Genomic DNA, 11,478 nt, shown 5'->3' with positions numbered 1-11,478 from the left:
GAGCATGCCGGTGCGGGCGTCGGTGGACTCCGAACCGAGGATCACCAGGTCGAAGCCCGGGAGCGAGCTCCCGGGGCCTCACCGCACTTCGAAGATCAGGACGTGCGGCCGTGACGCCGGGACGGACCCGGCGTGGTCGTCAGCGCCTTCACGGCGGCGAGCACGGCTCTCACGTGCCCGAGTGTACTACGCGAGCGGGTGCGCGGCGGTGGCCTTGATCACGCTGCGGACGGGCCGGGGCGGCGCGACGGGGTCTGGAGTTTGTCCATGTCCTCCAGCTCCCTGCCCTTGGTCTCCGGGACGCTGCGCCAGACGAAGACGAACGCGAGCGCGGCGAACAGCGTGTAGAGGCCGTAGGCCAGGCCGAGCGACAGCCCCGACAGCCACGGGAACGTGACGGTGATCAGCCAGTTGGCGAGCCACTGGGCGGCCGCGGCGACCGCGAGCGCCGAGGCCCGGATGAAGTTGGTGAACATCTCCCCGAGCATCACCCAGACGACCGGCCCCCAGGTGGAGGCGAAGCCGAACACGTACAGGTTGGCGGCGACCAGCGCGACGGGCCCGGCGATGTCGCCCAGCCTGGGGTTGCCGTTGACGACCGGCGCGGTGGCGAAGCAGACCGCCATCACGCCCAGGGTGACCGCCATCAGCGCGGCGCCGAACAGCAGCAGCGGGCGGCGGCCGAGCTTGTCCACCAGCGCGATCGCGACCAGCGTGGACCCGACGTTCACCATCGAGTTGATCACCGAGGTGAGCATCGCGTCGTTCTCGCCGAACCCGGCGGCCTGCCACAGCGTGGTGCCGTAGTAGAAGATCACGTTGATGCCGACGAACTGCTGGAACACCGACAGCAGGATCCCGACCCAGACGATCGGCATCAGCCCGAACCGGCCGTCGCGCAGGTCGCGCAGATGGACCGGCCGGTCCGAGGCGATCGACCGGACGATCTCGCCGACCTTGACGTCCACGTCGCCGCGTCCGGTGACCTTCCGCAGCACCTGCTGGGCCCGCGCGAGGTCGTGCTTCTTCACCAGGTAGCGGGGGGACTCGGGGATGACCAGCGAGACCACCCCGTACAGCACGGCGGGCAGCGTCGCGGCGGCGAACATCCAGCGCCAGGCCGAGCCGCCCCAGGGGACACGGCCGGTCGCGCCGCCCTCCGAGACCCGGGCGATGACGTAGTTCACCACCAGCGCGGAGAAGATGCCGAGGACGATCGCCATCTGCTGGAGCGATCCGAGCCGTCCGCGCAGGTTCGCGGGGGCGATCTCGGCGATGTAGGCGGGCGCGATCACCGAGGCGGTGCCGATGGCCAGGCCGCCCATGACCCGCCAGAACGTCAGGTCCTCGGCGTTGAAGGCCAGCGCCGAGCCCACCGCGCTCACCACGAACAGGACCGCGGCGCCGACCATGACCTTGACCCGGCCGATCCGGTCGGCGAGCGGGCCGGCGAACCAGGCGCCGACGGCGCAGCCGAGCAGGGCCGAGGAGACCACGAACCCGATCCAGAACGAGTTCAGGTGGAACTGCTCCTTGAGCGCGGACACCGTCCCGTTGATCACCGAGGAGTCGTAGCCGAACAGGAAGCCGCCCAGCGCGGCGGCCCCGGCGAGCATGACGGCGACGGCGGCCGAGTGCCCCCGCGCGGCGGTGCTGGTCGACGTCACGTCGTCGCTACCGTCCGTGGTCATGTCCGGGACCTTCCCCGGAAACGATCAGTCATTCGCGCCGGTGGGCCAAGGTTCGGCCGGGTCCGACCCGGGGAGGACGGCGTCCGATACCCGAGGTGGCGGCGGTGATCTCACTCTCCGGGGGCAGGCGGGTGTGGGCTCGGGCGGATTAGTCTCCTGGGCAAATGAGCGACCAGCCTTCCTCCCCCGGCCCCGCCTCCGGGCCCTCCGCCGCATCGTCCGGCGCCTCGTCCTCCTCCTCGTTCCCCGCCGCGTCGGGCTCGTCGCCGGGCTCGTCGCCGGGCGCCGACTTCGTGCGGGCGGCGCTGCGCCGCGCGGTGATGCCCGGCGTCGCGACCGGGCCGGACGCGCTGCGTCCCTCGCTGCCCCGCACGACATGGGCGCGCGTGCCGCTGTTCGTGCTCACGACGCTCTTCGCGATCGGGTTCAGCGCCGGGTCCATCGCCATCCCGATGACGACGATGGGACGGTCGGCGGACGAGACCGTGCCGATCGCCCTGCTCCAGGCGGCCCCGCTGGTGGCGGCGCTGTTCCGGCCGCTGCTCTCGTGGCGGATCATGGCGTCCGGGCTGCTGATCGGCGCACTGGTGATCCGGGGGGACGCCAGCTTCTGGCCGTGGACGCCGACCGCGTGGCTGGCGTTCATGATCGTGCTGTTCTGCGTCGGGGCGTCCGGGAACCGGACGGCCACGGCCGGCGTCGCCCTGGTCAGCGTGGTCGGGGTGATCGGCCCGGCCTCGCTGGTGACGATGCCGCTCTGGTTCGGGATGATCCTGTCCGCGCTGGTGCTGCTGGCGCTGGTCTTCGGGGACGCCGTGGGCGGGCGCCGGATCGCCGAGCGGGCCCTGCGCGAGCAGGAGGAACTGCACCGCCGCGACCTGGCCCGGCAGGCGGTGCTGGAGGAGCGCGCCCGGATCGCCCGGGAGCTGCACGACGTGGTCGCGCACCACATGTCGGTGATCGCGATGCAGGCCGAGGCGGCCCCGTTCAAGATCCCGGACCTGCCGGACCAGGCCCGCGCCACCTTCGTGGTGGTGCGCGACGCGGCCCGCGACGCGCTGGCCGAGACCCGGCGGGTCGTCGGGCTGCTGCGCGCCGAGGACGAGGCGGCCGAGCGCGCCCCGCAGCCCGGCCTCGCCCGGCTGGACGAGCTGCTGGAGGCGGCGCGGCGGTCCGGGCTGACGGTGACCAGCTCGGTGACCGGGATGCCGCGTCCGCTCGCGACGGGCGTGGACCTGTCGGCGTTCCGGATCGTCCAGGAGTCGCTGAGCAACGCGTCCCGGTACGCGCCGCGCGGGACGGCGCGGGTGGAGATCGGCTACGGGGACGAGGTGCTCGGCGTGGCCGTCCGCGACGAGGGGCCCGGACCGGGCGCCGAACCCGAGTCGTCCGGCGGCGGGCACGGCCTGGTCGGCATGCGGGAGCGCGTCACGATGCTGGGCGGGTCCCTGACGACCGGCCCCCGCCCGGACGGCCGTCCAGGCTGGGCGGTCACGGCCGAACTCCCCTACGGCGCCCCGGACTGAGCCCGCCCGCGCCCGCCTGGACCGGGCTGCCCGAACCCTGGTGATCACGGTGGCGGGACGCCATAGGGTGATCTCGTGACGATTCGGGTGCTGATCGCCGACGACCAGGTGATGATCCGCGACGGGCTGGCGGCGCTGCTGTCGTCGGATCCGGAGATCGAGGTGGTGGGGCAGGCCGGGAACGGCCGGGAGGCCGTCGACCTGGCCCGGGAGCTCGCCCCCGACGTGGTCGTCATGGACATCCGGATGCCCGAGATGGACGGCCTGGCCGCCACCGCCGAGCTGGCCGGCGACCCGGACGAGGACTCCAAGGCGCCGAAGGTGCTGGTGCTGACCACCTTCGACCTGGACGAGTACGTCTACGAGGCGCTCGGCGCGGGCGCCAGCGGGTTCCTGCTGAAGGACGCCCCGGCCGCCGACCTGGTGCAGGGCGTGCGGGTCGTGGCGTCCGGGGACGCGCTGCTCGCGCCGTCCATCACGCGGCGGCTGATCTCCGACTTCGCGCGCCGCCGCCGGCACGAGCGGCCGAGACCGGCGGCGACGGCCGCGCTCACCCCGCGCGAGCGGGACGTGCTGCGGCTCATCGCGCGCGGCATGTCCAACGCCGAGATCGCCGCCGAGCTGGTGCTGGCCGAGCAGACCGTCAAGACGCACGTCGGGCACGTCCTGACCAAGCTGGGCCTGCGCGACCGCACCCAGGCCGTGGTGTTCGCCTACGAGAACGGCCTCGTCGGGGACTGAGCCCTGCCGCCCGCCTGCCCGCCTGCCCGGCCGCCCGGCCGCCTCGGGACTAGCGGGACGGATCGAGGACGAGTTTGCCGGTCGTCCGGCGGGAGCGCAGGTCCTCGTGTGCCCGCCGGACCTCGGACAGGCCGTACTCGCCGCCCGCGACGACCTTGAGCCGTCCGGCCGCGACGAGCCCGAACAGCTCGTCCAGCGCGGCGGCCATGACGTTGCCGGGCAGCTGGAACACGTGTGCCAGCCACATGCCCGCGACGGTCGTGGAGTGCGACATCAGGGTGGCGGGCTGGACGGGCTTGGGCAGCTCGCGGGACGCCATGCCGTAGAAGGCGAGGCGGCCGAACGGGGCGAGCGCGGTGAGGCTCTGGTCGGTGACGCGCCCGCCGGTCATCTCCAGCACCACGTCCACCCGGCGGCCGTGGTTGGCCTCCATCAGCGCGGCCTTGAGGTCGGGCTCCTTGGGGTCCACGGCGATGTCGGCGCCGAGGTCGAGCGCGAGGGCGCGCTTCTCCGGGGACGAGGCGGTCGCGATGACGCGTCCCGCGCCCCACGCCTTGGCCAGCTGGACGGCGAGGGTGCCGACCCCACCCGCCGCCGCGTGCACGACGACCGACTCGCCCGGTGCGAGGTGGGTGCTGCGGCGCAGCAGCAGCCAGGCGCTGACGCCCTGGACGACCATGCCGAGCGCGGTGACGTCGTCGATGCCGTCCGGGACGTCCCAGGTGGTCGCGGACGGCGCGACGGCCTTCTCGGCGTAGCCGCCGTTGCCGAGCAGGGCGACGACGCGGCGGCCGTCCGGGGTGCGGCCGACGGCCTCGCCGCCGGGCACCAGCGGCAGCGCCTGCTTGGACAGGTAGCTGTTCTCGGTCTGGTGGGTGTCGGCGTAGTTGATGCCGGCCCGGTCGACCTCGATGAGCGTCTGCCCGTCGCCGGGCACCGGGTCGGGCAGCTCGACCGGTGTGAGGACCTCGGGACCGCCGAACTCGGTGATCTGGATGGCGCGCATCTGCTTCTCCTTCTCGGCGGGCTCAGCGGGGCCCGGGGACGCCACGGAACCGGAACGGCTCGGACGGGCGGCCGGGCACCACGTACCAGGCTTCACCGGCGCCGTCCCCGTCCAAGATTGCCATGAACGCCTCGACGACGTCCGCGAGGGGCAGGATGGGGAAGCCCGTGCGCACCAGATCGTCCTTGAACGGGAGGATGATGTCGGTCTCGGCGAACGACGGGCACAGCGCGTTCACCCGGATGCCCTCGGGCAGGTGCGCGGGCCCCAGCGCCCGGACGAGCCCGACCACCGCCGCCTTGTTCGCGCCGTAGACCGGGTCGAACGGCGTCGCCGTGAGCGCGGCCATGCTGGCGGTCGCGACGATGTCGCCGCCGCCCCGGGCGCGCAGGGCGGGCAGCGCCGCGTGGACGCCGTGGACGACCCCGTCCACGTTGATGGACATCGCGCGGCGGTAGCGCTCGGGGTCGAAGTCGTCGCCGAGGCCGAAGCCGCTGGCCACGCCCGCGTTCAGGAACGCCAGGTCCAGGCCGCCGAAGGTGTCGACGGCGGTCTGGACGGCCCGTGCGTTCTCAGCGGGCTCGCGCACGTCGCAGCGGACGAACGCGCCGTCCAGCTCGCCTGCGAGCGTCCGGCCGCCGTCCTCGTCCACGTCGGCCAGGACGACGTGGACGCCCTCGCCGGTCAGCCGCCGGGCGACCGCCGCGCCGATGCCGTTCGCGCCGCCGGTGATGAGCGCGACCTTCCCGGCGCGCCCGCCCGCGCCACGATCCTTCGGTTCCCGAAACGCCGTCATGGCACCCGTCCTCGTAAGTAACTGACCCGTCAGTTACTATAGCTCCATGGACTTCGGTTTGAGCCCCCGCGCCGAGGAGTACCTCGGCCGCCTGCAGGACTTCATGGACTCCCACGTCTACCCCGCCGAGCCGGTGTACGCCGAGCAGCGCCGGGAGCTGATCGCCGCCGGGCGCGCGCACGACCTGCCGCCCGTCGTCGAGGAGCTGAAGGCCGAGGCGCGCAGGCGCGGCCTGTGGAACCTGTTCCTGCCCGACAGCGCCGACCCGGCGCACGGCCTCACCAACACCGACTACGCCAGCCTCGCCGAGGTGACCGGACGGTCCCCGCAGCTCGGGCCCGAGGCGCTCAACTGCGCCGCGCCCGACACCGGCAACATGGAGGTGCTGCACCTGTTCGGCACCCCCGAGCAGAAGGAGCGGTGGCTGAAGCCGCTGCTGAACGGCGAGATCAGGTCCGCGTTCGCGATGACCGAGCCGGACGTGGCCAGCTCCGACGCCACCAACATCTCCACCCGGATCGAGCGCGACGGCGACCACTACGTGATCAACGGCCGCAAGTGGTGGATCACCGGCTCGGCCGACCCGCGCTGCAAGATCATGATCGTGATGGGCAAGACCGACCCGGAGGGCCACCCGTACCTCCAGCAGTCCATGATCCTGGTGCCGACGGACACGCCCGGTGTCGAGATCGTCCGGTCGCTGCCCGTCTTCGGGTACCACGACCAGGAGGGCCACTGCGAGATCCGGTTCACCGACGTGCGCGTCCCGGTGGAGAACCTGATCGGCGAGGAGGGCGGCGGCTTCGCCATCGCGCAGGCGCGGCTCGGGCCCGGCCGCATCCACCACTGCATGCGGGCGCTCGGCCTCGCCGAGCGGGCGCTGGAGCTGATGTGCCGCCGCGCGATCGACCGGGTCGCGTTCGGCAAGCCGCTCGCCGCGCAGGGCGTCGTCCGGCAGCAGATCGCCGAGTCCCGGATGGCGATCGAGCAGGCCCGGCTGCTGACCCTCAAGACCGCGTGGCTGATCGACAGGCACGGCGTGAAGGCAGCGCGCTCCGAGGTCGCCGCGATCAAGGTCATCGCGCCGCGGGTCGCCCTGGAGGTCGTGGACCGCGCCATCCAGGTGCACGGCGGCGCGGGCGTCTCCGACGACACCCCGCTCGCCGCGATGTGGGCCGGGCTGCGCACCCTCCGGCTCGCGGACGGTCCCGACGAGGTGCACGTCCGGTCCGTCGCGCGCGCGGAGTTGGGTAAGTTCACCGCACAATGAACAACACCACGGGGGGAACGGGGACGCGGCGGCGGATGCCGCAGGCGCAGCGGCGGGAGCAGCTGCTCGGGCTGGCGCTGCGCGAGTTCGGGCGGCGCGGGTACCACCTGACCCAGATGGAGCACGTGGCGGCCGCGGCGGACGTCTCCAAGGCGCTGCTGTACCAGCACTTCGCGTCCAAGGAGGAGCTGTTCGCCGAGGTCGTCGGGTCGGTCGTCGCGGAGCTGACCGGACGGCTCGGGGCCGCGGTGCGCGCCGAGGACGACTCGGTCGACCGGATCCGCGCGATGGTGCGGGTGCTGTTCGACTACGCCACCGACGAGCCGGACGCCTGGACGCTGGTCATCCGTCACCTGGACAAGCCGGAGGTCGGGCCGGGCCTGCGCGAGCTGCGCGACCGGCTGGGCGCGTCGTTCGCCGACCTGCTGCTGATCCGCCGGCGTGTCGACCCCGCCCTGTCCCCCGCCGCGCTCGCGGTGAACGAGCACCGCGCGCGGCTGCTCGTCCCGCTGATGTACGGGTCGATGCTGTCGATGGTGTCGTGGTGGCTGGAGCACCCCGACACCCCGCGCGACCGGGCGGAGGCGATGGCGGTCGAGTTCATCTGGCTCGGCCTGGACCGCCTCCGCACCGGTGAGCGCCTGCGTTCGTCCGACGAGGTGTCGGACGAACCGCCGGACGATCAGTAGTCGGCGACCGGACCCTGCCGGACGGTCGGGACGGTCAGGTTCACCTTCGACGCGTCCAGCCACCCCAGCGCCTTCTGCGAGGTGAACAGGGCGGTGCCCGGGGTGATCTGGAGCGCCAGCCGGTGGCCGGGGCCGATCTTCCAGGACACGGCCTCCAGGTCGCGGTCGACGGTGTGGCGGCGGCCGTCCAGCGTGATCGGGACCGGGGTGGCCTGGTTGCCGACGACCAGGCCGGTGTCGACGTCCACGATCTGGGCGTAGACGGCCGTCCTCGGGTGCAGCGCGCGGCCCTGGTAGGTGAGCTTCAGGTGCGGGACGCCGACCGCCTGGCCGTCGGCCTTCGGCGACGGGATCTGGACGGTCAGGGCGTTCTTGGCGGGCTGCGCGACCGTCTGGGTGCCCGAGGTGTCCAGCGGGCTGATGTTCAGGTGGCCCTTGCCGGACGCGCGCAGCGGCGCCTTCGCCGGGGCGGGGTAGGACGAGGCGGTCCGGTAGACGCCGTCCTGGTCGATGTACTCGAAGCCGGCGCCGGTGTTCACCGAGGTGTCCCGCTTGAGGTACCGGGCGAACCAGGCGAGCGTGGCCTTGGCCAGGTGGTCGGCCGTCCCCGGCTTGGTCGAGCAGGTGCCGTGGCCACCGCAGAACCAGATCAGCTTCACCGGCGCGCCGTGCGCCTTGATCGGCCGGTAGAACGACAGGCCCTCGCGCAGCGTGAACAGCGTGTCGACGGTGCCCTGCATGGACAGCGTGGGGATCCTGATGCGGTCGACCAGGCCGCCCGCGCCCGCCTGCATGAACCACTTCTGGACGGACGGCGACAGCGTCCCGTTCAGCATCCCGGACGCGCAGCCCTCCAGGACCTTCCCGGCGACCCGGTTCCCGTTGGCGACGCCGCCGAGGCACAGCAGGGAGCCCCAGCCCGCGCGGAAGATCTCGTCCCGGTAGAGGCTGCGCTCGACGCTCTGGAACGCGATGGTCGGGGTGATCGCGTCCACCCGGCGGTCCATCCCGGCGACGACGAGCTGGATGCCGCCGCCGTAGCTGCCGCCCGCCATGCCGAGCCGCGGGTCGCCGGGCCGGTCGAGCTGGACCTCGGGCTGGTCCGCCGTCCAGTCGATGATCTTCACGACGTCGCGGCCCTCGACGGCCGGGGTGTCCACGTTGGCCTCGCCCTCGGAGCCGAAGCCGCGCGCGTCCCAGGTCACGACGTTGTACCCGGCGCCGGTGAGCAGGGCGAGCTGGCCCTTGGCGGGGTCGGTCTCGGCGCGTCCGCCCCAGCCGTGGCCGAGCAGGACGGTCGGGGCCTTGGCCCCGGCGGCCAGGCCCGTGGCCGGGAAGAAGTTGGTCGTGATGTGGACGCCGTCGAAGGAGGCGAGCTTCACCGTGCGCGGCGCGGGCGCGTCGTCGGCGTGCGCGGGCACGGCCGTCACGAGGGGCAGGGCCGCGGTCAGCGCGGTCGCCGCGACGGCGGCGGACCGGCGGGGTCCACGCGGCAGGGAGGGACGTGGCATGGAGGAACTCCGGTGGTCCATGGGGTAATCGGTCACTGATTCGAGATCTCAGTAGCTACACCACCGCCGACGCGCCCGGCAATACCGGATCCCGCCGCCGGGGAGGCCGCGCGGCGGCTCCGCGGCCCGGTCGCCGATCATGCGCGGGCAAAGAGTCGGTCGCTCCCCCGCGTCCCGGCGCCGCCGGCGCGGCCCGGCGGCTTAGCGTCGCCGCAGGTCGCAGCGGGGTCCGGAGGGTCAGTGGACGACGAGGAGTACGGCGAGGCCGACGGCCCCGCCGAAGCCGGCGCGGCCTCGGCCGGCGACGGCGAGCCGCCCTGGACCGACCCGTCCGAGACCGGCGGGTCCGCCACGACGCGGACCGGGGAGAACCCGCTGGCCGCGATGGAGGCGGCGCTGCGCGGCACGCGTGAGCCGGGCGTCGGGGCGGACGCGTACGCGACGCTCGACCTGGCGCTGCGGGTCGGCGAGCTGATGCTCGCGGGCGGCGACACCGCCGAGTCGGTGGACCTGGCCATGGCCCGCATCGCGCGCGCGTACGGGCTGCCGCACACCGAGAACAACGTGACGCTCGCCGCCGTCGGGATGTCCTATCTGCCGCGCGGGGACCGTCCTCCGGTGACGGCGGAGCGGCGCGTCCGGCGGCGGACGCCGAACTACAACCGGCTCATCGCCATCCACCGGATGGTCCGCGAGGCCGCGACCGGGCTGCTCGGCTTCCAGCAGGCCAAGTTCCGGCTCAGCGACATCATCGGGCAGCCGACCGCCTATCCGCCGTGGGCGCAGACGGTGGCGCTGTCGGTGCTGGGCGCGGCGGGCGCGGTGCTGGTCGGCGGGGGTCCGTACGCGACGCTCGCGGCGTTCGTGGCGACGCTGCTCGGCGACCGGACGGGCGCGTGGCTCGGCCGCCGCGGCATCGCCGACTTCTTCCAGATGGCGCTGGCCGCCGCGATCGGGACGCTGGTCACGGTGCTGCTCGTCGCGTCGGAGGCGCCGGTGCGGTCCGGGACGGTCATCATCGGCGTGGTCATCGCGCTGATCCCGGGACGGGCGCTGGTGGTCTCCATGCAGGACGGCATCGCCGGGGACCTGGTCACCGGCACCACGCGGCTGGTGGAGGTGCTGTTCGTGATCGTCGCGATCCTGAGCGGCATCGGCGCCGTCACCTACCTCGGGGCCCGCAGCGGAGTGCCGATCTCGCTGGAGCACCTGCCGTCCGCGCCGACCCTCATCGCCGCGCCCCAGACGCTCGGCGCGGGCGCGATCGCGGTGTCGTTCGCCGTCTACCACCTGGTGTCGTGGCGGTTCCTGCCACCGGTCGCGGTCGGCGGGATGCTCGCCTGGGCCGTCCTGGTCGAGATGCGCGGGATCCACCTGCCCGCCGCGCCCGCCACCGCGATCGCCGCCACGGTCGTCGGGCTGCTCGGCACCGTGTACGCGCGGCTCACGCGCGTCCCGGCCCTGATCTGCGTGACCCCGTGCATCGCGCCGCTGATGCCCGGGACGCTGATGTACCGGGGGATGCTCGAGCTGACCACCGGACGGACCGGGCCCGCGGCGATCGTGCTCGCCGAGGCGCTCGCGACGGCGCTCGCGATCGGCGCGGGCGTCTACATCGGCGGGGAGCTGCTCCGGGTGGCCCGTCCGGCGCGCCGCGTGCTGCGTCCGCCCCGGCGCGTCCGCTGACGCCAGAGGCACGGGTGCGCTGATGCAAGGGGCACGTGCCCGCTGACGCCACAGGCGCCCCATAGACCGCGTTCTCGCACGTGGCCGGGGCACTTTGTAGCCGTCTGGGCGTAACGATTTCGACTCGGGCGGTTCCCCTCGGCGTCGCGGCGGCGGGACGATGCGTGCGTGGCAGCCAACGGAAGTGGCGCGACGGCGACGGCGGACACCGGCGGCCGTCTGCTGGCCCAGGTGAGGTCCTGGCCCGACGTGGCGGTGGTGCGGGCCGACTGCGGGCTCGGCACGGCGCTGGCGGCGGGCGGACGGCAGGTGCTGCACCTGCACGGCGGGGACGAGGTCGAGTTCCGGCTGACCCGTCCGGTGCTGGACCGGCTGGGCGAGGCGCTCGCCGGGTCCGGCCGGGTGCGGGTGCGGCCGGGCGGCGAGTGGGTCGCCGTCCGCCTCGACACCGACTCCGACTTCGCGCTGGCGTTGTCGCTGACCAGCGTGGCCATCAAGGCGACCGGGACGGTCCGGGACCCCGCTCCGTGCGGCGCGGAGTCCCGGAGCGGCTGAGCCGGAC

General features: G+C 73.6%; 10 protein-coding genes. 6 read left to right on the top strand and 4 right to left on the bottom strand.

Translation table 11 applies throughout. The features are described 5' to 3' along the window. Positions 1-218 precede the first annotated feature (218 nt). Positions 219-1,691 (bottom strand): sugar porter family MFS transporter, encoded by a 1,473-nt coding sequence (locus AB0L06_RS37995; RefSeq protein WP_500236060.1) that lies wholly within the window; start codon positions 1,689-1,691, stop codon positions 219-221. Between the two features lie 164 nt (positions 1,692-1,855). Here AB0L06_RS37995 and AB0L06_RS37990 point away from each other — a divergent pair, with 164 nt between their 5' ends. Next, positions 1,856-3,217 (top strand): sensor histidine kinase, encoded by a 1,362-nt coding sequence (locus AB0L06_RS37990; protein ID WP_500236059.1) that lies wholly within the window; start codon positions 1,856-1,858, stop codon positions 3,215-3,217. 75 nt (positions 3,218-3,292) lie between these two features. Further along, the gene (locus AB0L06_RS37985) at positions 3,293-3,958 is read left to right on the top strand and encodes a response regulator (protein WP_500236058.1); all 666 of its coding nucleotides are present in this window, start codon (positions 3,293-3,295) and stop codon (positions 3,956-3,958) included. Between the two features lie 49 nt (positions 3,959-4,007). Here the strand turns inward: AB0L06_RS37985 and AB0L06_RS37980 are convergent, their stop codons facing one another. Both AB0L06_RS37980 and AB0L06_RS37975 read right to left on the bottom strand, forming a co-directional pair. Beyond that, a complete protein-coding gene (locus AB0L06_RS37980) occupies positions 4,008-4,964 on the bottom strand; it encodes a quinone oxidoreductase family protein (protein WP_500236057.1) in 957 nt (318 codons plus the stop codon). 22 nt (positions 4,965-4,986) lie between these two features. After that, entirely contained in the window at positions 4,987-5,760 is a 774-nt protein-coding gene (locus tag AB0L06_RS37975) for an SDR family oxidoreductase (protein WP_500236056.1), read from the bottom strand. 46 nt (positions 5,761-5,806) lie between these two features. On the opposite strand from AB0L06_RS37975, the gene AB0L06_RS37970 reads away from it, so the two are divergent. Further along, a complete protein-coding gene (locus AB0L06_RS37970) occupies positions 5,807-7,030 on the top strand; it encodes an acyl-CoA dehydrogenase family protein (protein WP_500236055.1) in 1,224 nt (407 codons plus the stop codon). Further along, positions 7,027-7,719, top strand: a complete 693-nt coding sequence (locus tag AB0L06_RS37965) for a TetR/AcrR family transcriptional regulator (RefSeq protein WP_500236054.1) — start codon at positions 7,027-7,029, stop codon at positions 7,717-7,719. Before AB0L06_RS37970 ends, AB0L06_RS37965 begins: the two co-directional genes overlap by 4 nt. Here the strand turns inward: AB0L06_RS37965 and AB0L06_RS37960 are convergent. Beyond that, positions 7,713-9,230, bottom strand: coding sequence for a CocE/NonD family hydrolase (locus tag AB0L06_RS37960; RefSeq protein WP_500236053.1), 1,518 nt, complete (start codon positions 9,228-9,230; stop codon positions 7,713-7,715). The two genes, AB0L06_RS37965 and AB0L06_RS37960, sit on opposite strands and share 7 nt — an antisense overlap. Positions 9,231-9,470: 240 nt before the next feature. On the opposite strand from AB0L06_RS37960, the gene AB0L06_RS37955 reads away from it, so the two are divergent. Next, a complete protein-coding gene (locus tag AB0L06_RS37955) occupies positions 9,471-10,916 on the top strand; it encodes a threonine/serine exporter family protein (protein WP_500236052.1) in 1,446 nt (481 codons plus the stop codon). Between the two features lie 168 nt (positions 10,917-11,084). Continuing rightward, complete coding sequence (locus AB0L06_RS37950) at positions 11,085-11,471, top strand: luciferase domain-containing protein (protein WP_500236051.1); 387 nt, start codon at positions 11,085-11,087, stop codon at positions 11,469-11,471. The last annotated feature ends 7 nt before the right edge of the window (positions 11,472-11,478 follow it).

The organism is Spirillospora sp. NPDC052269, from assembly GCF_040679435.1.
GTDB lineage: Bacteria > Actinomycetota > Actinomycetes > Streptosporangiales > Streptosporangiaceae > Spirillospora.
The sequence above is the reverse complement of the archived record's forward strand: the minus strand, read 5'-3'. Positions and strand labels throughout refer to the sequence as shown.

Coding starts and splice junctions, on each gene's coding strand:
- AB0L06_RS37995 (WP_500236060.1), bottom strand. CDS start 1,691: ATGACCACGGACGGTAGCGACGACGTGACGTCGACCAGCACCGCCGCG.
- AB0L06_RS37990 (WP_500236059.1), top strand. CDS start 1,856: ATGAGCGACCAGCCTTCCTCCCCCGGCCCCGCCTCCGGGCCCTCCGCC.
- AB0L06_RS37980 (WP_500236057.1), bottom strand. CDS start 4,964: ATGCGCGCCATCCAGATCACCGAGTTCGGCGGTCCCGAGGTCCTCACA.
- AB0L06_RS37975 (WP_500236056.1), bottom strand. CDS start 5,760: ATGACGGCGTTTCGGGAACCGAAGGATCGTGGCGCGGGCGGGCGCGCC.
- AB0L06_RS37970 (WP_500236055.1), top strand. CDS start 5,807: ATGGACTTCGGTTTGAGCCCCCGCGCCGAGGAGTACCTCGGCCGCCTG.
- AB0L06_RS37965 (WP_500236054.1), top strand. CDS start 7,027: ATGAACAACACCACGGGGGGAACGGGGACGCGGCGGCGGATGCCGCAG.
- AB0L06_RS37960 (WP_500236053.1), bottom strand. CDS start 9,230: ATGCCACGTCCCTCCCTGCCGCGTGGACCCCGCCGGTCCGCCGCCGTC.